The sequence below is a fragment of the Fretibacterium fastidiosum genome (genome assembly GCF_964642095.1).
Lineage (GTDB): Bacteria > Synergistota > Synergistia > Synergistales > Aminobacteriaceae > Fretibacterium > Fretibacterium fastidiosum.
Window position 1 is genome coordinate 2,601,755 of sequence record NZ_OZ209244.1, and the last position, 20,688, is coordinate 2,622,442.

The window sequence follows — 20,688 nt, forward strand, 5'->3', positions numbered from 1 at the left end:
GCCGGAGCCTGCGCTCCCGGCCGTCAACCCCTTGCCGAGGACAGGGCCGACAGCGCCCGAAGCAGGGCCTCGCGGCGCGGCCCGTCCAGCTCGCGCCCGCCGTAGAACACGGCGGAGAGGCCCAGGGCGAAGTCGAGAGCGTTCGCCCTCAGCGGCTCCGGCAGGGCCCATGCAAACTCCAGGAGCCCCACGCAGGGGGAGCGCACGAAGCCGCGACGGGCCATGAGGCGATCAAACCGGCGGAGCAGGGCGGTCCGCTCGTCGCGGTGCGCGTAGCGCCATACCCCCCAGCCGCCGGCCAACGCCAGGACCGCCGCCCCCAGCGCGAAGGCTGCGCGAGAGGCCCCCCGCCCCGCACCGTCCGCAAAGCCTCCCATGGAGGGGAGGGCAGCGCGCGGGTTCCTCAGGAGGGAGCGCAGCGCCCCAACCCATTGCGCCTGCTGGCTGCCGCCATAGGCCACGAAATAACGGTTCCACTGATAGTCCAGGTAGTCCCAGAACTCGCCCCAACCGCCGCCCGAGACGAGGACCGCCGCGTCCGCTTCATCCTCCAGCGCCGTCGGCGTCGGGTCCAGGCGAATCCAGGCGCGGCTCGACCGATCCCAGGCCTCCACCCAGACGTGAGCGTTCAGGTCCCTCACCGAGTAGAAGCCGCCGGTGCGGTTGTAGTCGCCGCCGCGGTAGCCCCCCACCAGTCGGGCGGGGACGCCCAGCATCCGCAGCATCACACCGGCTGCCGACGCGAAGTACTCGCAGTTGCCGCGCTTCAGACGGAGCAGAAAGTCCTCGAGCGCGTTCCGTCCCTGCGCCAGGCTCCTCAGCGTCCACCGGTACTCTCCGCCCGACAGCCGCGCAATGACGGCCTCCATCTTCTCCCGATCCTCCTCCGCCCCACCCGCGATCTCCTCCGCAAGGCGGCGAACGGCCGGGGAATACCCCTCCGGCAGCTGAAGGTAGAGGGCCTCGTCCCGCGGCGTCAAGCTGCCGCCGCCCGCCGGATCGAGGGCGGACTCCGCCTCGTAGCGCGCTCCATTGAAGGAGCGACGCGCGTAGGTCCCGTTGCCCAGGTCCAGGGCCTCAGTCCCCCAAAGGGCCACCGGCCGGTCCAAAGTGAACAGCCAGCGGTGTCCGCCGGGCTCCAGCTGGATCGAGTAGCGCAGGTTCCCCCCGCCGGAGGTCGGGACGTCCCAGCCGCCGCGGCGCCCCGCCAGGTTGACAGTCCAGGTGTCCCCGGTGAACAGGGACAGCACCACGCCGCGCCAGTAGGGCGTTCGAGGCGCGATGTCCCGCACCTCCGCCCGAAAGGCCAGGCGTCCGCTCTCCTGAATTTGGCCCACGTCCCCCAGGGTGAGCTGATCCGAGAAACCCGTCGTCGCGCCGAGCCCGCCCTGCGCGATGCGAAAGGGGCTTCGAAAGCGCGGCGCCGCGAAGAAGAGCAGGAGGCACAGGGGCAGCATCACGAGGAACATGCCCAGGGCGCGGACGAAAAGGCCTTTCACGTCGCTCCAGCCGAGGCGCGCATCCGGCTCCCGGCGCATCCAGGCCGACAGCATCAGGATCATGGAGCCCGCAAGCCCCATGCCGACGCAGACCGTCATGAAGACGCGCTCGATGGACAGGACGGCGTAGATGACGACGGCGGCCAGCAGGATGATGACCACCTGGACGTACTCGCGCGGCCCGCGCTTCTCGTACACGCGGAGGAGGAACAGGAGAAGGGTCGCCTCGAGCAGCGGCTCCGCCGCATAGCGCAGCGATATCTGCCCCAGGATGGGGATCAGCAGCAGGAGCGTCGCCGTGAAGATGACGAAGCCCGGCGGCCGGGGCAGGTCCAGAAAGGAGGCGGCTCCCACTGTCGCCAGGCCCAGCAGGAAGGCCCAGCCCGCAGCTGCGCTGACGCCGTCCCGCGCCATCGCGAAGCACATCAGCCCGCAGACTGGAAGCAGGAGGTCCAGATAGAACCGGATGGGGCGCGTCCGGGGGACGCCAACCGCGGCAGGGCTCGTCATCGCGCCGCCCCCTCGTAGAGGGCCAGCCGCCGCAGGAGGGCGAGGCGGTTCTGCCGGCCTGCGGCCGGCGGAAAAAGCGTCCCCCGATCCATCATACCGATGGGTGCGCTTTCGCGCTCCGCCTGCAGGATCCGTCCCGCCGCCGCGGACAGGCCGTGCTCCAGCCCGTCCCGCACCAACCCGTCCAGGTCGATCACCAGGCCCACGGGCGCCTCCCCCTCAAGGAGGCGCGTGCTCAGCTTCCCCGTGCGGGCCGTGATCTTCCAGTGCACGCGGTTTACGGGGTCTCCCGTCTGATACGGCCTAACCCCCGCTGCGTCGGAGGCGTCGTCGCTCCGGGAGGAACCGGCGGAGGACGCCTCCCCCTGCTCTTCCGCCTCGCCGACCGCGGCCACTGGCGCGTCGGGAGCCGGAGTGGGAAAGGCCAGCGCCGCCATCCAGCTCCGGTCCCAGGCGAAGCGGGTGAAGAAGTCGAAGGGAAACACGGAGGAGACCTCCAGCGCCACACGGGCCGTTCCGCGGCGCGGCAGGGTCAGCACGATGCCCCGGCTCGACGCCCCGCGCGGAGGGACCACGCCGAAGAAGGCGCGGGGGGCCGCGCCCTCCCCCTCCTCCAGGCGCACCGCCGCCTCGATCATGTGGAGGGGAGCGGAGCGCGGGTTCTCGATGCGGATGGAGGCCTCGAAGGGAATGCCCGCGTAGATCTCGTCCGGCAATTCCAGCGCGGCCCGCGCCCCCATGACGTTGCGCCGTCCCGCGACGCCAGAGGCCAGCATGTACCCCAGGAGGAGGGCCGTCAGCAGGTACAGCAGGTTGTTTCCGCTGTTGACGGCCACCACGCCCAGCACGATCGTCAGGAGCGTGTAGACCGTCCCGGCGGTTCGCAACCGAATGATCGGAGAGCCGGTCCAGGGCCTGTTTTTCCCCGGACGGCGGCGCCCCCTGAAGGCGGAGAGCACGGACATCAGGGGATGGGCGTCTCGCTCAATATCTGGCTCAGAACGCCCGCGCCCGACGCCCCCTTCCGGGGCTGAAGACGATGGGCCCAGGTTTCGAGGGCCAGGAAGCGAACGTCCTCCGGGATGGCGTAGTCCCGTCCTTCCAGCCAGGCCAGCGTGCGGGCCACCCGCAGGATCATCATCCCGCCCCGCGGGGAAATCCCGCCCTCCAGAAGGGGGTGCGTCCTCGTCCGCTGCTCCAGGTCCAGGACGTAGTCCAGGAGCCTGTCGTCCACGCGGATGCCGCGCTCGATCTGCCCCTGAAGCGCCACGATCTCGTCCGGCGTGAACAGGGGCTGAAAGGACGCGAAGTCGTTCTTCTGAGGGCCGAGGCGAAGGATCCGGCGCTCGTCCTCCCGGGACGGGTAGCCGATGGACGTCTTGATCATGAAGCGGTCCATCTGGGACTCCGGCAGGGGGAAGGTTCCCGCGTTCTCGACGGGGTTCTGCGTCGCGATGACGAAGAAGGGCCTGGGCAGGGCGTAGCTTCGCCCGTCCACGGTCACCTGCTCCTCCCCCATGGCCTCCAGAAGGGCGCTCTGGGTCTTGGGCGTCGCGCGGTTGATCTCGTCCACCAGCAGCAGGTGGTGAAACACCGGCCCCGCGTAGAACTGGAACTGACCGCTGTCCGCCCGGTAGACGCTCACGCCCGTGACGTCCGTGGGCAGGAGGTCGTTCGTACACTGCACGCGACCGAAGCTCAGGCCCAGCAGGCGCGAAGCCGCCAAGGCCAGCGTCGTCTTGCCGAGGCCGGGCATGTCCTCCAACAGGAGGTGTCCACCCGCAAACACGCAAACCAGAAGCCGAAGCAGCACGGCGTCCTTGCCGTGCAGGACGGGCGCAAGGCGATCCAGGGCCTCCCGCGCCCTGGGATTTTTGATCTCGATGGAATATCCGCTCAATGCAAGACCTCCTGAAGCTACGCCGGCTCGTCGCCGGGAAGCACCTTCGTCAGCAGCGGGTCGAGGGACAGGGACACGCGCTCCCCCTCGGCCCACACCCTCCTGGTGTCCGGGGCGTCGATCTGGACCAGCACGTCGCCCAGGTCCGTCTTCACCCAGGACTCCATGCTGTTGCCCAGGTAGACGTTGGCCGTCAAGACGCCGTCCTCCACGCCCGTTCCGGGCTCGCCGAGCGACAGCGACTCCGGGCGGGCCATCAGGAGTGCCCCGTCTCCGGCCCTCAGCGAGGGGTCCCATCGCGGGGCCTCGAAGGTGTGCCCCTTCACCTCGACGACGCAGGCGGTCCCCGAAACGCCCAGCACTCTGCAGGGGAAGAAGGTCGCCCTGCCCACGAAGCCCGCCACGAAGGAGTTCGCCGGGTCGCGGTAGATCTCGCTCGGCGTACCCACCTGCACAATTCGACCGTTCCTCATGACGATGATGCGGTCCGAGAGGCTCATGGCCTCGACGCGGTCGTGCGTCACGTACATGGCCGTGATGCCGAGGGACTTCTGCAGCCGGCGGATCTCGACGCGCATCTGCTCGCGCAGGACGGCGTCCAGGTTCGAGAGCGGCTCGTCCAGCAGGAGCACCGACGGCTCCACGATGAGGGCCCGCGCCAGGGCCACGCGCTGCTGCTGTCCGCCCGACAGGCGGGACGGGGACCGCTTCGACAGCGCTCCGAGGCCCACCATGTCCAGGAAGCGCGCCACCTTCTTCGCCGCCTCCGCGCGGGGGACCCTGCGGAGCTTCAGGCCATAGGCCACGTTGTCGAAGACGCTCATGTGGGGGAACAGGCCGTAGCTCTGGAACACCATCGCCGTATCCCGTCCGTTGGCCGGCACGTCCGTGACGTCCGCCTCCCCGATCAGGATGCGCCCCGACGTGGGCTGCTCAAACCCGGAGAGAATCCGCAGCACCGTAGTCTTGCCACACCCCGACGGCCCCAGGAGCGTGACGAGTTCCCCCGGCTCCAGGCGAAAGGACACGCTCTCCACGGCCCGGACGTCCTGCCCGGACTGAGGGTCGCGGAAGACCTTCGTGATCCCGTTGAGGGTGACGGACCTGGGGGTCTTCCTCCCCGCGTTGACTGTATCTGACATCGATCATTCCTCCAGCTTGGGTTCCCCCGTCCCCCGAAGGGGCCGGGGGATCAGACGACGTTCTTCAGCAGGTTCTCGTTGCGCCGCACCAGGAGGCGCATGATCCCAAAGGCCCCGAAGACGATGACGATGAGCACGGTGGACAGCACGCTGGCCAGGCCGAAGCGCAGGTTCTCCGAGAAGTTGTAGATCAGGATCGTCATGTGGTACCAGCGCGCGGAGATGAGGAAGATGACCGCGCTCACGGCCGTCATGGAGCGCACGAACGTGTAGGAGAGGCTCGACAGGAACGCGGGGCGCACCAGCGGCAGGACGATGGTGCGAAAGACCGTGGCGGAGTCCGCCCCCAGGTCCATGGCCGCCTCCTCGATGGAGGGGTCGATCTGCCGCAGCGAGGCGACCCCGCCCTCGATGCCCACGGGCAGCTCGCGCACCACGTAGTTGATGACGATGATGGCCGCCGTCCCCACCAGGACGAGGGGCGCCCGGTTGAACGCCAGGATGTAGCTGATGCCCACCAGCGTGCCCGGCAGGGCGAAGGGCGTCATGAGCAGGGCTTCCAGCAGCCGCTTGCCGCGGAAGCGCCGCCGCACGATGAGCAGCGCCGCGATCATGGCGATGACGCCCGCGATGGGCGTGGCGACGGCCGAGAGGGTCACGGTGTCGAACAGGGCATCCCGCGACCGGGTCAGGGCCTCTCGGATGTTCTCAAGGCTGAAGGTGTAGTCGATGCCCCAGTTCTTCACGAAGCAGCCCGCGACGATCGTCCCGTAGAGCAGGATCAAAAAGAGGATGATCAGGTAGATGACGCAGGCCAGGACGCGGCGCAGGCCGGGCGTCGCGAGTTCCGCGATGCGGCCCGACGGCTTCCCCGTGACGGTGACGTAGGACCGCTTCGCCACCCAGAAGCGCTGCGCCAAAAAGGCCGCAAGCGTCGGCAGGAGCAGGAGGAGCGACAGCGCCGCCCCGTGCCCCAGCCGGTTCATCCCCGTCACCTCGATGTAGGACTCGACGGACAGGACCTTGAGGTCCCCCGCCAGGAGCAGCGGGTTGGCGAAGTCCGCCAGCGAGGTGGTGAAGACCAGAAGCCACGCACTGAGCAGGCCCGGCGCGGCCAGGGGCAGCGTGATGGACGCAAAGGTCTTGAGCCGGCTGGCCGAGAGGTTCAGGGCCGCCTCCTCGAACGTGGAGTCGATGGCCTCCAGCACCCCGGAGAGCGTCAGGAACGCGATGGGGAACATGCACATCGTCTGGACCATCGTCAGCCCCGGAAGGCCGTAGATGGAAAAGCCCGTGAGGCCCAGCCAGCGCGTGATCAGGCCGTTGTTCCCCAGGAGCAGGATGATGGAGAGCGTGAGGGAGAAGGGGGGCGAGATCACGGGCAGGACGCCCATCATAGCGATGAACCTCTTGAACCGGACGTTGGTGCGCGTGCACGTGAACGCGAAGAGGAAGCCGATGAGGGTGGAGAGCGTCGCCGTGCAGCAGCCCAGCTTCAGGCTGCCCTTCAGGGCGTCGATGTAGCTGCTGTTGGTCAGGATCGTTCGCCAGATGCCGAGGGAGAAGCGCCCCTCCTCCAGGAAGGAGAGGCGCACCGCCTCGAAGAGGGGGTAGGCCACGAAGACCAGGGCCATCAGGAAGAGGCCGGCCAGGGCGAAGCCGACGACGGGGTCCCGGCTCATCATCACCTGCCAGACCACAACGGTGAAGAGCAGCAGGACCACTGCGAAGAGCATCCGGAGCATCCGGATAAAGCCCCGCTCCCCCTCCCTGCTGAAGGCGAAGATCAGCGCCCCCTGAACGTCGCCGGTCCGGGCGTCCACCGCCGGCGCGAAGAAGAGCGTCTGCTCCGTCCCCGCCAGGTCCCAGCCGTGTTCGCTGCGGTAGATTTCCTCGTAGGCGGCGTTGTCAAAGCCCTTCGCGAACTGGGGAGACGCGGCGGAGGCCCGGCACAGCTCCGCCAGGTCCGGGTCCCCCCGCACGGCGAAAGAGGCGCCGGGGGCCGGGAGCCCCTCCGTCAGCGCAACGCGATAGCTCTGCGAGCTGCCGGCCAGGCGGGCCAGCCACCCCTCGGCCTCATCCCCTCCGGGATACCCCAGGGAGACGGTCTGCACCGTGCGCCGCTGGCCGTCGTGGGAGACCTCCAGGAACCCCGTGAGGACGCTGTCGTACACCCACCAGCCCACCAGCGCGACGAAGGCCATCATCAGGGCGAAGTGGACCGCCCGCCTCTGCCTCATCTCCCAGGCCCCCGCATCCCGCGGGCCCCTACTTCTTCTCCGGGGCCATCGCGATCTCCCGGTTCCAACGCTCGATCAGGCGCTCCTTGTTGGCGGCGTCCCACTGGTCGTCCTTCAGCATCTTCATCTTGTCGAGCGAGAAGCCCGTCTCGGAGGGGGTGGCCAGGCTGGAGAGTGGGATGACGTACCAGCTGGCGATGACGTCCATGGCCTTCTGACCGAGGATCCAGTCGTAGAGCTTCTTGGCGTTCAAAGCGTCCGGGCCGCCCTTCAGGATGGACATGGAGGCCGTCTCCGCGCCCGTGCCGTCCGACGGGATCACGATCTCGATGGGGGCGCCCTCCTTCTGCAGCTTCACCTGGTCGTGGAGGTAGCCGATGGCGATGGGGATCTCGCCGATGGCGCAGCTCTTGCCGGGGGCGGAGCCGGAGCGGGTGAACTGCTCGACGGACGCGGAGAGCTTCTTGAAGTAGTCGAACGCCTTGTCCTCGTCGCCGTCGTAGATGCGGATGAGCGTGGTCAGCATGTTGTAGGCCGTGCCGGACGTAGCGGGGTGCGCCATGCGGACGCTCTTGGCGTACTCCGGCTTCAGGAGGTCCATCCAGGTCTTCGGCATGTCGAGCTTCAGCTCCTTCGCCCGCTCCGTGTTCATGCAGAAGGCGATGGGGCCGACGTAAAGGCCCGTCCAATAGTTCTCCGGGTCGCGGTAGTCCGCCGGGATGCTGTCCGCCACGCGGGAGCGGTAGGGCGCCGTCAGGCCGCGAAGCTTCGCCTCGATGTGCTGGGTGCCCACACCGCCGACCCAGATGGAGGCCTGGGGGTTGGCCTTCTCCGCCTCGATGCGGGCCACCGCCTCGCCGCCCGACAGGCGCACCCACTGCACCTTGATGCCGCTCTCCGCCTCAAAGGCGTCGAACAGCGCCTTGGCCAGCGGCTCCTCCATCGTCGTGTAGGCGTTGACGGCCTCGGCCGCCCACGCTCCACCCGCCACAACAGCCAGCATCGCGCACGCAAGGAAGAACGCGCACTTTCCAGACCTCATGAGAAAACCCTCCTTCAAAAACTCTAAAACTCTCTGTGTCAATCGTTTTGCCACGACGAATCGAACCCCAAACGAGCGCCGCGTTAAAATTATCTCATAACATGATAAAATGTCCAGAATCCTCGTTTCACTCGTGTTTCACCCGGCGCGTTTCCCCGACGCCGCAAGCCCTTGTCGAAGGGGGCGCGCCGAAGGCAAAAAAACGAAGCTGGGAAGGAGCTGCGGCACGATTATGGAAAAGAAGTTCAGGGTCGGGGTCCTCGGCGGGACCGGGATGGTCGGTCAGAGGTTCGTTCAGCTGCTCGCGGCGCACCCGTGGTTTGAGACGGCGGCCATCGCCGCCAGCCCGCAGAGCGCCGGTCGAACCTACGCGGAGGCCGTGGAGGGCCGCTGGCTCCTCGACGGCGCCGTGCCCGATTCCGCGCGGGACCTCGTGCTGCGGGACGTGAGCGACGTGGCGGGCATGGCCGATCGCGTGGACTTTCTGTTCAGCGCCGTCAACATGCCCTCGGACGAGCTCCGGAGGCTGGAGGAGGACTACGCCCGCGCCGAGACGCCCGTGGTGTCCAACAACAGCGCCCACCGCTGGACGCCGGACGTCCCGATGATCATCCCGGAGATCAACCCCACCCACGCAGAGGTCATCGAGGCCCAGAGGCGCAGGCTGGGCACGTCGTGCGGCTTCATCGCGGTGAAGCCCAACTGTTCGATCCAGAGCTACGTCCCGGCCCTCGCCGCCTGGCGCGACCTCGAGCCGCTGGAGGTCGTCGCGGCGACGTACCAGGCCATATCGGGGGCGGGAAAGAACTTCGACACGTGGCCCGAAATGCGCGGCAACGTCATCCCCTTCATCGAGGGCGAGGAGGAGAAAAGCGAGCGCGAGCCCCTGAAGGTGCTGGGGCGGCTGCGGGGCGGAGAGATCGTCCAGGCGGACGGGCCGCGCATCACCTGTCATTGCCTCCGCGTCCCCGTCCTCTACGGCCACACGGCCGCGGTCCTCGTGAGGTTCGGCAGGGAGCCCGCCTCCGTGGACGAGCTGATCGCGCTCCTGAGGGACTTTCGGGGCGTCCCCCAGGAGCTGGGCCTCCCCAGCGCTCCGAAGCAGTTCATCCACTACCTTGAGGCGGAGGACCGCCCCCAGCCGGCCCTCGACGCCCAGTGCGAGGGGGGCATGGCGATCTCCATCGGCCGCCTGCGGCGGGATCCCCTCTTCGGCTGGAAGTTCGTCGGCCTCTCCCACAACACGCTGCGCGGCGCGGCGGGGGGCGCCGTCCTCTGCGCGGAGCTCCTGGCGAGCCGCGGCTACCTCACGAAAAAATAGGGCATCCCCCAGACCGACACGCAAGATGGCGAGGCGAATCAGATGATCAACGTTGCGATCCTTGGCTTTGGAACGGTGGGCGGCGGCGTCGCCGAGCTGCTGGAGGCGAACCGGGACCGGGTGGCACAAGCGGCGGGCGACCGGGTGCGGGTCAAGCATATCCTCGTCCGGCGCGACCTTCCGGGTTCCCGCTACGCGGAGCTCATGACCCGCGACGTCGGGACGATCCTGAACGACCCGGAGGTGAGCGTGGTCTGCGAGGCCATGGGGGGGCTGGACCCAGCCCTCCCCTACGTCCGCTCCACCCTCGAGCACGGCAAGTCCGTCGCGACCTCCAACAAGGAGCTGATCGACGCCCACGGCCCGGAGCTGGCCGCCATCGCGCGGGCCCACGGCCTGAGCCTGCTCTTCGAGGGCAGCGTGGCCGGGGGCATCCCCATCCTGAGCACGATCCGGGACGCCTGCGCCCACGAGCGCTTCGACTCCGCCGTCGGGATCTTGAACGGGACCTGCAACTACGTCCTGACGAGGATGGAGCGCGAGGGGCTGTCCCTGGAGGAGGCGCTGCGCCAGGCCCAGGAGAACGGCTACGCGGAGCGGAACCCGGACGCGGACGTCCAGGGGCACGACACGGCCCGCAAGCTGGCCATCCTGGCGTCGCTCCTGTCGGGGACCCGCGTGAGCTCGGACCAGGTCCCCTGCGAGGGCATCATGGGGCTTGAGGCCGCCGACCTGCGCCTCGCCCGCGCGCTCCGCTGCTCGCTCAAACTCCTGGGCGTCTGCCGGCTGGCCCCCACAGGGCTCTCCCTCAGGACGGCCCCCTACCTCGTCCCTGCCGCCTCCCCGCTCTACGGGGTCAGCGACGTGTACAACGGCGTCCTGCTCCACGGCTCCACGCTCGGCGACCTGACGCTCTGCGGCCGGGGCGCGGGACGCTTCCCCACGGCCAGCGCCGTGGTGTCCGACGTGGTGCAGTGCGCGCGAAACCGGGGGCGGACCGTCGAGTGCGGGCTGACCGGCCGGGACGCGAAGCTCGCCGACGCCTCTGCAGCGGAGGTGCGGAACCTGATCCGCGTCGCGCCCTCCGAGGCGTCCCTGGCGCGGGAGGTCTTCGCCGGCGCGGAGGAGGTCGCCCTCGACGGCGATCCGCAGGACTCCGCCTTCGTCACGCGCCCCATGACGGAGCGCCGGTGCGGCGAGGCCCTTGCGAAGCTCTCGACGCTGCGAAGCCGCATCCGGCTTTTGGAGGCAGGCGCATGAAAAAGGTCGTCAAGTTCGGCGGCACGTCCCTGGCGGACTCGGCGCAGTTCAGGAAGGTTCGGGACATCGTTCTGGAGGACGAGGCGCGCACGATCGTCGTCCCCTCGGCGCCCGGCAGGCGCTCTGCCAACGACGTCAAGGTCACGGACCTGCTCTATCAATGCTACGGGCTCGCCGCGGCGGGGAAGGACTTCCGCAGGCCCCTCCAGGCGGTGCGGGACCGCTACGCCGAGATCGTTCAGGGGCTTGCGCTGTCCCTGCCGCTGGACGAGGAGTTCCGGAAGATAGAGGAGAACCTGACCAGCGCGCCGGAGAGGGACTACACGGCCTCCCGCGGCGAGTACCTGAACGGGCTCGTGCTGGCCGAGTACCTGGGCTTTGCCTTTATCGACGCCGCGGCGCTCTTCTTCTTCGACGATGCGGGAAACTTCGACGCCGCGCGCTCCCACGGCGTCCTGACCGCACGGCTCGATGAGGCGCCAAGGGCCGTCGTCCCCGGCTTCTACGGGACGGACCCGGCCGGGCGGGTGCGCACCTTCCCCCGCGGCGGCTCCGACATCACGGGGGCCATCATCGCGGGCGCCTGCGGGGCCTCCGTGTACGAGAACTGGACGGACGTCTCAGGCCTGTTGATGGCGGACCCACGCATCGTGAAGAATCCCAGGGTCATTCGGGACATCACCTACAGCGAGCTCAGGGAGCTTGCCTACATGGGAGCGACGGTCCTGCACGAGGACGCCATCCTGTTCGTTCGGAGGGCGGGCGTCCCCATCAACATACGGAACACCAACCAGCCGGAGGACCCCGGCACCTGGATCGTCGGACACACGGCCAAGCAATCGAGCCACACCATCACCGGCATCACGGGCAAGAAGGACTTCTGTTCCATCATCCTGGCGAAGGACCGCCTGCACTCCGACCCCGGCTTTCACAGCCGGGTCGTCAGGTGCTTCGAGGAGAGCGACGTCCCGCTGGAGCACCTCCCCTCGGGGATCGACACCATGACCGTGGTGGTCCACGCCTCCCACTTTCTGGATCGGGAGCAGGAGGTGCTGGCCCGCCTGGCCCGCGTCGCCAGGCCGGACACCCTGGACATCGAGCCGGGGCTGGCCCTGATCGCCGTCGTGGGGCGCGGCATGAAGTCCCGCAGCGGGACGGCCGCCAGGATATTCACGGCCCTCGCAAAAGTGCGCGTCAATGTGCGCATGATCGACCAGGGGGCCTCCGAGCTCAACGTGATCGTCGGGGTGCTGAACGAGGACTTCGAGCGGGCGATCCGCTCCATTTACGGCGCGTTCGTGGAGGAGGACCCGCCGGACTGAGGCCTCCGCCGCCTGAAGAAGGCGGGTGAAAACCCGCGTTGACGTTCGGCAAGGAGCACGACCAACATAGAGCCAGCGAGTCGGAGGCATGAGGCATACTTTGAAGAGAGGACCTCCCAGAGCCATACCCGACACTATCAAAAAGTCTCGTGATAGCGTAATGAAACAGCTCGATGATCCTGTTTCATTACGCTTAACCCTCATCCGCTATATGTCGTTTGTCTCATTCAGCAGGGGAAGGGGCTGAATCGAATGGGTTTCAGTTTTCAGCGTTCCTTCCATCAATTCGATGTACTGCTTCATGGTTAAGGTGGGACGAAATTCATTGATAATCTTCCGAGCACGTTCCGACTGATTACGCAAAAGCTTCCACGCAGTTAACGCAAAAATTTTAGCGGGGACCACATATGCTTCGTAGGGATCATCCACGAAAACATCGGGACTGTGAAAGACACCTCGAAAACCTCCTGTGTTAAATTGCAGAAGTGGCATAAGACAACTGACGTCCCCATAATCCCCCGAACTTGTGGAGTGAAACTCAGGGCCAGTACAAGTTACAGGCGTATCCCCGCAGACCTCCGCCAGCGCCTCGCCAACAACACTGGCGTCTTTAACGGGAACAATTGGCAGGTTCCCTGGAAGCGTTGTAATGGTCAGGCCACACCCTGCAGCGATAGCGCCCCCCCTCATAGATCGATCGACCTTCCTGGCCGCATCGAGATAAGCCTCTATGGTCTTACCTCTGACGGAGTATTCCAAACGGACGTCATCAGCGATGATATTTGCTGCAGTCCCTCCCTTGGTCAAGACACCATGCACCCGGATGGTGTCCTGATCGCGGAAACTCTCCCTCTGAATATTAACGGCGTGCATGGCAATCTCCGCAGCATTCATCGCATCAATGCCGTTTTCCGGCGCGCCGGCAGCGTGGGCAGCACGTCCATGAAATTGTATAATTTTCGTTAGAAATCCGTTACAGGATCGATTGGCAATGAGATATTTTTTCACAGTTCCGGCATGGTGTCCCACAACCAGAGAGATATCGTTAAGAGCCCCGATGCGCAGCAGTTCACATTTTCCACATCCATAACGAATCATGCCCTTTTCGCGCATTTCGTTACGTTTCTCAACCTCTACGTATTCCTCTGCCGGAACGCCGAAAAAGGCTACATCACCACAAAGGCCAGCGCGAACATCAGGTGCACTGAGAGCAATAGCGGCGCCAAACACACCGGTGAGTTGAGCGTTGTGACCGCAACAGTGTGCGGCTCCGGTCTCTGGATTGGCAGCGGCAGAGGCCGGTATCGGCAGTGCGTCAAGTTCTCCCATCAAACAGATAGTTGGCCCGTCAAAAAAACCATGAAGGTAGCTTTTAACACCTGTGACGGCCAGGTGCTCCTGCGTCTCCAGTCCCAGCGCCCTCATTTTTTCTGCAAACTTGCCCGCCGTCCGATGTTCCTGAAAGCCCAGTTCAGCATGGCGCCAGAGGTCATCTCCAAAAGAAATAAGTTCATCGCTATGGCCATCGATAATCTCACAAATCCTTTTTTCTATTTCTTCCATGTTTACCCCTCCTAAAAGACGCCTGATAAATATGCTGAAAATTTCGGATAATGCCTGAATTAGGTTCAGGTGGATCGAACACAATTCAACGACTGAACATCCTCCAAAGGTAAATACAGATAAGGCCTAGGAGGATAATCCACAAAGCAAAGTCTAAAATGCTGTTTTTGCCAACCAATGAGACACCATATAGCGTCACTTCCATGCCCCTCCCTCGCCAATAATCACTCCAGCGTGCTCGTCTCAGCAGTCCCCCTTACGCTTTTATGTGTAATAATACGTCCATTGGGATAAAATGAGCAACTAGATATATAACTTTAATATATAGCTTCTAATCCATCTGGGTTATATCACGCAATAAATAATTGCTCAACATCGAGACGAAGTTTTTGGCCACTTGGGAAATGGACGTACTCTCGTCAATCAGCCAACCTATTTCGGAGTAGATGGTGCAGTTCTCAAGCGGAAGGAAACGCCAGCGACGATTATGCTTCGTCTCATACGGCCCTGCACCGGATTCAAGATTTCGTGAATCCAGAACGTAGCCATTCGTTACATCCAGGAGTTCGTACATCGTAGCGCGGGAATCCACGATAAAGCGATTGCGTGGCACCGGGAGTCCAAGTCTTGACAGGATGTCAGCATAGGGACCGTTATGCAGACTCTCGTGAAGAATCATGGGGTAATTCCTCAGAAGATCTGGCGTGATGTTCTGCCCCTCATAACCATAAAGAGGATTATTCTCACTTATATTTACGCCAATTTGAAGCATAGCGATGGGGCGGTAGAGCAAACTCATTGTAGAAAACTGCTCAAGGTTGTTATTGCGATAACAACTCCACAAACGAACGACACCAAGATCGGCCGAGTTGTTATGAATCATCTCAAGCATATTTCCGCCATAGTCTTCCAAAATAGCGAGGTTGATGCCGCTTGAGCGATAGCGGCGTTCCAGCGCAGCGATGATGTCACTGATGTAGAAAAAGCCGTTGCTGATTACAGTAAATGTCAAAGGAGCCGTGCTTCCGTTTGCATTGCGCATGGCGTAGAGTTGCATGAGTTGTCTGTTGATGGGGGTGATATAAGCGATAAACAATTTCCCAAATGAAGTCAAGGTAACCCCCTTGGAAGTCCTGTTGAATATCTTGTTGTTAAACTCATCCTCAACGCTCATGATGGCGTTGGAAAGCGCAGACTGAGATATAAAAAGGTTTCTTGCTGCCATGTTTATCGAGCCCGCTTGCGCCGTTTCAATAATGTACCGAATCTGGTTGTTTGTCATAAATTCCGCCCCCCATTACAACTTGGACATATTAAGAACATCTATAAACCATATTACCACATCCACAACGGCATGTGCTACTATGATGACATCTTGCAGGATATGCTAATTTATGTCAGCTGACGAAAATCAAAGGGGGCGTGTAAAATGACGAATTCTATAGTCACACGTATTGCAGGGAATTGTCAGAAAAGACTTATGCAAAGATTAGCTGTGTGTGCAACGGCTGTTCTGTCCATCTTCTACTTCCATCCCCACGTCTGTACCGCAGCTGAGGATACCATTGTTGTGGCTTTGACCAACGAACCCAATTCTTTAACATCCTGTGAACACGACTCTCTGATGGGGGTGCAGATGAACCTTCTTACGTACAATGGGTTAACCCGTATCGACATGAAAACGCTTCAGCCTGTATGCGATTTGGCTCAAAGTTATACACAGGAAAGTGATACGGTCTGGGTTTTTAAATTGAGGGAAGGTGTGCTTTTCCACAATGGGGATAAAATGACCGCGGATGACGTTATGGCTACAATCCAGTACGCCAAGAAGTTTCCCAACAGCAAGAACTACACAGCTTCCATGCAGAAGATCGAGGCTGTTGATCCGCTCACGGTAAGAATTACAACTTTTGCCCCCAATCCCAACCTCCTCAACGACCTAGCGTACCACTTCAACTTTATCCTGCCCAAGTCGTTGATTGACTCAGGGAATGATTTCAACGTAAATCCTGTGGGAACTGGTCCTTACAAATTCACAAGATGGAACAAGGGAAATTCCATCGCCTTCGAGGCCTTTGACGAGTACTTCGACGCTGAAAGAAGGGCCTCCATCAAGACGTTGCGCTTCGTCATGATTCCTGAGGGCACGACGCGCACGATGTCCCTTGAGTCGGGCGAGGTCGATTTCGTCTATGACATTGCACCCAACGACATCGCGCGCTTGCTCGCGACGGATGGTATTGCTGTGGCTAACGTAACGAGTGTCGAAAATTTCTTTCTGCATCTCAATTGCGTCTCCACACCCTTTAAGGACGTCAATTTAAGGAAGGCCATCGCCTATGCCATCAATCGTGAGGAAATCATCGCCGGCGCTCTCAGCGGTCACGGTACGCCAAGTTATTCCTGCGTCTCCATGGGCTACAAGGAATCCTCCCTGGAGAACGCTTACAGCTTCAATCTGAATAAGGCTAAGGAATATATGGGCGCCTGGGGCGGCGATCCTGCTTCCGTAACGCTTGACGTCATCTGCAGCAATGAGACGAAAAAGGCGATTGCCACCATCATGCAGGATGAACTCTCGCAGATAGGCATCAAGGTCACCGTAAACGAGATGGATGCAGCCTCCTACCAAGCTGCAATGACGACGTTGAACTTAACTGCGGCAATCGTATCCTGGTCACCGTCCAATGCCATGACGTACATTCAACGTTTTCAGACCTCTCGTCGCGATGCCGTTCCAAGCAGTTTCGCCGATCCTAAAACAGACGAGGTCCTGTCAAAAATCAACGTATGCATGGACGAAAAGAAGCGGACAGCGATGATCCACGATGCTATCGGCCTCATCAATGACATGTGTCCGTTTGTTCCAATTTATCAGGTCGATTACTTCCGAGCGCACAACGCCAATTTGAAGAACGTCGTATGCAGTGCTACGGGATACGTAGATTTCAGCGTCATGTCCTGGTAGTCCTGTCTCGTAGAACGGGCGCGATTTTCGCCTGCTATGGTGAAAAGCCTCAGCTGCCGCTTGAGCCGAGGCTTTTCCCTCAAAAATGGCTGCAGCACGGAGGGAGCACTACGATGGGGCAATACGTTCTTAAACGAATGATCTGTATGGTTCCTGTGGTTCTTGGCGTGACGCTGCTGGTTTTCCTCATCATGCACCTTGCCCCTGGGAATCCCGCTCATTTGATTCTTGGAGAAAATGCGTCACAGGAACAAATTGTTCAGCTTGAGGAGCAAATGGGCTTGAATAAACCTCTGACGATACAATATTTCAATTACCTCACAAAGCTTCTTCGTGGCGATTTGGGCATCTCATACGCCAATGGAACATCGGTAACAAGCGAGATCATGGCGCGATTCCCCTATACGTTGGCTCTAACGCTTGTAGCGGCAATCACGTCCTTGATCCTGGCCTTGCCGCTGGGAATATTGGCCGCTGTCAAACAGAATACATGGGTTGACAACACAAGCATGATTGTCTCCTTGATTGGCATATCGATGCCAATTTTCTGGCTGGCACTGATGTTGATTCTGCTCTTTTCGCTAAAACTCGGATGGTTCCCCGTGTATGGGGCCAACTCCTGGCGGAGTATTGTCCTGCCGGCAATCTCTCTTGGTTTTATGAACATGGCCTCCATTTCCAGGACAACTCGTTCTTCCATGGTGGAGACACTTCGTCAGGATTATATCCGCACGGCCTACGCCAAAGGCCTTTCAAATCGCACCATCGTTATGCGCCATGCATTCCGGAACGGTATGCTTCCTACAATTACGGTTATCGGCCTGCAAATAGGCGAAATGTTGGGTGGATCTGTACTTACCGAGACCGTCTTCGCATGGCCCGGCGTGGGCCGATTGATGATTCAGTCAATCAGCGCAAGGGACACGCCGATGGTCATGGGGTGTATCGTCCTGATGACGGTCTGCTTCTCCTTTGTCAATTTGACCGTTGATCTGATCTATGGCGCTGTCGATCCCAGGGTTCGGACGATGTATCGATAGGAGGCACTGTTATGAGGAGCGTTCACGAAAAAATTACAGAGGAAGATCAGGCGCCGCTTCCTCCTCGGAATAGCCTTGCCAAGGACGCCTTTTTGCGGTTATGTCAGAACAGGGCGGCCCTTGCAGGACTTATTTTCCTGGTTTTTCTGACTTTAACAGCCGTCTTTGCCGACACTCTCTTTGATTACCAGGCCACATGCGTAAAACAGAATATTCTCGCCAGGCTTCAGTGGCCATCTCTGCAGCATTGGTTCGGGACTGATGAATATGGGAGGGATTTTTTGGCTCGCATCGTGCATGGCAGCAGAGTCTCTCTTTCGATAAGCTTTATCGCTGTCGCTTTCGGCCTTCTGCTTGGAGGACTCCTTGGCGCTGTTGCCGGTTACTTTGGCAGAACGATTGATAATCTCATCATGCGTCTCTGTGATGTTTTCCTGGCAGTCCCCATGATGTTAATGGCTATCGTCATCGTGGCGGCGCTGGGCGCCAGTATCAGAAACCTCGTTATTGCACTCGCGGTCGCCTCGGTGCCAACCTTCGCGCGTATTGTGCGCAGCGCTGTTTTGACCGTGCGTGATATGGATTATGTCGAGGCGGCGCGCGCCGTTGGAGTCAAAACGCGGCGCATGCTCCTTCGCCATATTCTGCCGAATTGCATTGGCCCCATTATCGTTCAAACGACGTTGCGAGTTGCAGCAACGATTTCCAACACAGCTGCCTTAAGTTTCTTGGGACTTGGCGTCGCCGTTCCCCGCCCGGAGTGGGGGGCGCTCCTCGCCAGCGGAAGGAATTTCATACGTGATAACAGCTATCTTGCCTGCATTCCTGGAATCTGCATTATGTTAACAATTCTTGCCATGAATCTGTTGGGCGACGGGCTGCGCGATGCACTTGATCCGAGAATGAAATAGAGGAGGGACACAATGCGAGAGGACAAGTCTGAATACGCATTGGAAATTCAGGACCTTACGGTAGAATATCGCACTCGTGGGCAGACTGTATATGCCGTGAATGGCTTGAATTTGAAGGTGCGCCATAGACAAACGCTGGGGTTCGTCGGGGAAACTGGAGCAGGCAAAACGACGACAGGATTATCCATCCTGAATCTTTTGCCACAGCCTGCTGGTCATATCACGCACGGAAATATCTTTCTTCATGGCAAAAACGTCCTTGAGATGAGTGAGACGCAGCTTCAGGAGATGCGTGGAAAGGAGGTCTCCATGATCTTCCAGGATCCTATGACCTCTTTGAATCCTGTGCTCCGCGTCAATCTTCAAATTGCAGAGGTGATCGAAAAGCACGAGCACATCTCTTCAGAACGAGCCTTTCAACGAGCTGGCGATATGTTGGAGCTGGTCGGCATCCCACGGGAGCGCGGTGATGAGTATCCACACCAGTTTTCCGGAGGAATGCGTCAACGGGTGGTCATTGCCATGGCGCTCGCCTGTGACCCTGAACTCCTTATCGCAGATGAACCTACAACAGCACTGGACGTTACCATTCAGGCTCAGATCCTGGAGCTGATGAAAAAACTGCGCGACCACAACAACACTTCCATGCTGATGATCACCCATGACCTGGGCATTGTAGCCGAGATATGCGACTGCGTATCCATAGTCTATGCCGGACGAATTGTGGAGTATGGAGCTTTGGCCGATATTTTTGATCATACAATGCACCCATACACCAAGGGATTATTCGATTCCCTTCCGGACATGACGAATCGACAGGCAAAGTTAAAGCCTATAAGGGGATTGATGCCGGACCCCAGCAAACTCCCCAAAGGTTGTTCGTTCGCTGACCGATGTGATTACGCAATGAAACAATGTTATACCGAAGCACCATTAACGTTCTATCGTACGGAAGAGCATTACGTGAGCTGTCACCTCTACAATGCTGAAAATGTTTTGAAGGGCAGTGTGCTGTGATATGAGTAGAAAACTCGTTAAAGCAGAACGTCTGAAGAAATACTTCCCGAGTTCGCGCGGCACGGTTCATGCAGTTGATGACGTCTCCTTCACCATTGGGGTGGGCGAGACATTGGGCGTGGTTGGAGAATCCGGTTGTGGAAAGTCTACACTGGGGCGTACGCTTATTCGTCTTCAGGACCCAACCGCAGGGACGATCTATTTTGACGGAGAGGATATTACGACACTGGATGATAGACAGCTGTGGGGAAAACGGCGAGAGATGCAGATGATCTTTCAGGATCCCTTCTCCTCTCTGAACCCTCGCATGACGATAAGCCAGACGATTGAAGAACCTCTCGTCCTTTACAATATCTGCCACGGTCGCATGGAGAGGCAAAAGATGGTGACTGAATTAATGGACACGGTGGGATTGGCTCGACGACTTTACAACGCGTATCCCCACGAGCTTGACGGCGGACGCCGTCAGCGAATTGGTATAGCCCGTTCTCTAGCCCTAAGTCCGAAACTTATCGTCTGTGACGAACCGGTATCCGCCTTGGACGTCTCCATCCAGGCGCAAATTTTGAACCTGATGCAGGAACTCCAGGAACAGTTTCACTTGACCTACATGTTTATAACCCATGACCTCAGCGTTGTGCATCACATCTCAAACGACATCATGGTTATGTACCTCGGACAAACCGTTGAGAAGGCTCCGGCAGAAATACTGTTCAAAAACCCAAGGCATCCCTATACTAAGGCTCTGCTCTCTGCTATACCTATTCCAAGTCTACACAACAGAAGAAAGCCCATCCCGATGCGTGGGGAAATCACCTCACCCATTGATCCGCCACGGGAGTGTCGTTTTGCGAAGCGCTGTGATCTTTCGGAGGAACGCTGCCACCATAATATCCCAGAACTCAGGGAAATAGAACCGGAACATTTTGCGGCGTGTTTCCTATTGTAAGCAG

Annotated in this window: 16 protein-coding genes; 8 read left to right on the forward strand and 8 right to left on the reverse strand. The window is 60.8% G+C overall.

Annotated elements, in window-relative coordinates; all coding sequences use genetic code 11:
• Positions 1 to 23 precede the first annotated feature (23 nt).
• From ACK28C_RS11715 to ACK28C_RS11740, 6 genes are all read right to left on the reverse strand, one after another.
• Positions 24 to 2,009: a DUF3488 and transglutaminase-like domain-containing protein gene (locus tag ACK28C_RS11715; RefSeq protein ID WP_015557195.1), complete on the reverse strand. Its 1,986-nt coding sequence runs from the start codon at positions 2,007 to 2,009 to the stop codon at positions 24 to 26.
• A complete protein-coding gene (locus tag ACK28C_RS11720; RefSeq protein WP_409152223.1) occupies positions 2,006 to 2,896 on the reverse strand; it encodes a DUF58 domain-containing protein in 891 nt (296 codons plus the stop codon). The genes ACK28C_RS11715 and ACK28C_RS11720 overlap by 4 nt, the downstream gene beginning before the upstream one ends.
• Positions 2,897 to 2,973: 77 nt before the next feature.
• Positions 2,974 to 3,909 (reverse strand): MoxR family ATPase, encoded by a 936-nt coding sequence (locus ACK28C_RS11725; RefSeq protein WP_208873896.1) that lies wholly within the window; start codon positions 3,907 to 3,909, stop codon positions 2,974 to 2,976.
• Positions 3,910 to 3,926: 17 nt separating this feature from the next.
• Positions 3,927 to 5,051 carry an ABC transporter ATP-binding protein gene (locus ACK28C_RS11730; protein WP_015557194.1) on the reverse strand — a complete coding sequence of 375 codons (1,125 nt, stop codon included), beginning with the start codon at positions 5,049 to 5,051 and terminating at the stop codon, positions 3,927 to 3,929.
• 50 nt (positions 5,052 to 5,101) lie between these two features.
• Entirely contained in the window at positions 5,102 to 7,291 is a 2,190-nt protein-coding gene (locus ACK28C_RS11735) for an iron ABC transporter permease (RefSeq protein WP_015557193.1), read from the reverse strand.
• Positions 7,292 to 7,319: 28 nt separating this feature from the next.
• A complete protein-coding gene (locus ACK28C_RS11740; RefSeq protein WP_015557192.1) occupies positions 7,320 to 8,333 on the reverse strand; it encodes an ABC transporter substrate-binding protein in 1,014 nt (337 codons plus the stop codon).
• 232 nt (positions 8,334 to 8,565) lie between these two features.
• Here ACK28C_RS11740 and asd point away from each other — a divergent pair, with 232 nt between their 5' ends.
• Genes asd through ACK28C_RS11755 form a run of 3 tightly spaced genes read left to right on the forward strand, consistent with a single transcriptional unit; the run spans position 8,566 to position 12,236 of the window.
• Positions 8,566 to 9,654 (forward strand): aspartate-semialdehyde dehydrogenase, encoded by a 1,089-nt coding sequence (gene asd, locus ACK28C_RS11745; protein WP_015557191.1) that lies wholly within the window; start codon positions 8,566 to 8,568, stop codon positions 9,652 to 9,654.
• 42 nt (positions 9,655 to 9,696) lie between these two features.
• Positions 9,697 to 10,914 (forward strand): homoserine dehydrogenase, encoded by a 1,218-nt coding sequence (locus ACK28C_RS11750; protein ID WP_015557190.1) that lies wholly within the window; start codon positions 9,697 to 9,699, stop codon positions 10,912 to 10,914.
• The gene (locus tag ACK28C_RS11755) at positions 10,911 to 12,236 is read left to right on the forward strand and encodes an aspartate kinase (RefSeq protein ID WP_015557189.1); all 1,326 of its coding nucleotides are present in this window, start codon (positions 10,911 to 10,913) and stop codon (positions 12,234 to 12,236) included. Before ACK28C_RS11750 ends, ACK28C_RS11755 begins: the two co-directional genes overlap by 4 nt.
• A gap of 207 nt (positions 12,237 to 12,443) precedes the next feature.
• Here ACK28C_RS11755 and ACK28C_RS11760 read toward each other — a convergent pair whose 3' ends face one another.
• Complete coding sequence (locus ACK28C_RS11760; protein ID WP_208873895.1) at positions 12,444 to 13,799, reverse strand: amidohydrolase; 1,356 nt, start codon at positions 13,797 to 13,799, stop codon at positions 12,444 to 12,446.
• Between the two features lie 331 nt (positions 13,800 to 14,130).
• Entirely contained in the window at positions 14,131 to 15,081 is a 951-nt protein-coding gene (locus ACK28C_RS11765; RefSeq protein WP_015557186.1) for a LysR family transcriptional regulator, read from the reverse strand.
• Positions 15,082 to 15,228: 147 nt separating this feature from the next.
• Here ACK28C_RS11765 and ACK28C_RS11770 point away from each other — a divergent pair, with 147 nt between their 5' ends.
• The 5 genes from ACK28C_RS11770 (at position 15,229) to ACK28C_RS11790 (ending at position 20,684) form a co-directional block, all read left to right on the forward strand.
• Complete coding sequence (locus ACK28C_RS11770) at positions 15,229 to 16,767, forward strand: ABC transporter substrate-binding protein (RefSeq protein ID WP_409152224.1); 1,539 nt, start codon at positions 15,229 to 15,231, stop codon at positions 16,765 to 16,767.
• Between the two features lie 113 nt (positions 16,768 to 16,880).
• Complete coding sequence (locus tag ACK28C_RS11775) at positions 16,881 to 17,807, forward strand: ABC transporter permease (protein WP_015557184.1); 927 nt, start codon at positions 16,881 to 16,883, stop codon at positions 17,805 to 17,807.
• An 11-nt stretch (positions 17,808 to 17,818) separates the two neighbouring features.
• Complete coding sequence (locus tag ACK28C_RS11780) at positions 17,819 to 18,718, forward strand: ABC transporter permease (protein ID WP_015557183.1); 900 nt, start codon at positions 17,819 to 17,821, stop codon at positions 18,716 to 18,718.
• A gap of 12 nt (positions 18,719 to 18,730) precedes the next feature.
• Positions 18,731 to 19,735 (forward strand): ABC transporter ATP-binding protein, encoded by a 1,005-nt coding sequence (locus ACK28C_RS11785; RefSeq protein ID WP_015557182.1) that lies wholly within the window; start codon positions 18,731 to 18,733, stop codon positions 19,733 to 19,735.
• 1 nt (position 19,736) lies between these two features.
• A complete protein-coding gene (locus tag ACK28C_RS11790) occupies positions 19,737 to 20,684 on the forward strand; it encodes an ABC transporter ATP-binding protein (RefSeq protein ID WP_409152226.1) in 948 nt (315 codons plus the stop codon).
• The last annotated feature ends 4 nt before the right edge of the window (positions 20,685 to 20,688 follow it).

What these genes read in the sequence shown, in the direction of transcription:
- ACK28C_RS11715 (WP_015557195.1), bottom strand. Translation starts at nt 2,009, where the DNA reads ATGACGAGCCCTGCCGCGGTTGGCGTCCCCCGGACGCGCCCCATCCGG.
- ACK28C_RS11730 (WP_015557194.1), bottom strand. Translation starts at nt 5,051, where the DNA reads ATGTCAGATACAGTCAACGCGGGGAGGAAGACCCCCAGGTCCGTCACC.
- ACK28C_RS11735 (WP_015557193.1), bottom strand. Translation starts at nt 7,291, where the DNA reads ATGAGGCAGAGGCGGGCGGTCCACTTCGCCCTGATGATGGCCTTCGTC.
- ACK28C_RS11740 (WP_015557192.1), bottom strand. Translation starts at nt 8,333, where the DNA reads ATGAGGTCTGGAAAGTGCGCGTTCTTCCTTGCGTGCGCGATGCTGGCT.
- asd (WP_015557191.1), top strand. Translation starts at nt 8,566, where the DNA reads ATGGAAAAGAAGTTCAGGGTCGGGGTCCTCGGCGGGACCGGGATGGTC.
- ACK28C_RS11750 (WP_015557190.1), top strand. Translation starts at nt 9,697, where the DNA reads ATGATCAACGTTGCGATCCTTGGCTTTGGAACGGTGGGCGGCGGCGTC.
- ACK28C_RS11755 (WP_015557189.1), top strand. Translation starts at nt 10,911, where the DNA reads ATGAAAAAGGTCGTCAAGTTCGGCGGCACGTCCCTGGCGGACTCGGCG.
- ACK28C_RS11760 (WP_208873895.1), bottom strand. Translation starts at nt 13,799, where the DNA reads ATGGAAGAAATAGAAAAAAGGATTTGTGAGATTATCGATGGCCATAGC.
- ACK28C_RS11765 (WP_015557186.1), bottom strand. Translation starts at nt 15,081, where the DNA reads ATGACAAACAACCAGATTCGGTACATTATTGAAACGGCGCAAGCGGGC.
- ACK28C_RS11770 (WP_409152224.1), top strand. Translation starts at nt 15,229, where the DNA reads ATGACGAATTCTATAGTCACACGTATTGCAGGGAATTGTCAGAAAAGA.
- ACK28C_RS11775 (WP_015557184.1), top strand. Translation starts at nt 16,881, where the DNA reads ATGGGGCAATACGTTCTTAAACGAATGATCTGTATGGTTCCTGTGGTT.
- ACK28C_RS11780 (WP_015557183.1), top strand. Translation starts at nt 17,819, where the DNA reads ATGAGGAGCGTTCACGAAAAAATTACAGAGGAAGATCAGGCGCCGCTT.
- ACK28C_RS11785 (WP_015557182.1), top strand. Translation starts at nt 18,731, where the DNA reads ATGCGAGAGGACAAGTCTGAATACGCATTGGAAATTCAGGACCTTACG.
- ACK28C_RS11790 (WP_409152226.1), top strand. Translation starts at nt 19,737, where the DNA reads ATGAGTAGAAAACTCGTTAAAGCAGAACGTCTGAAGAAATACTTCCCG.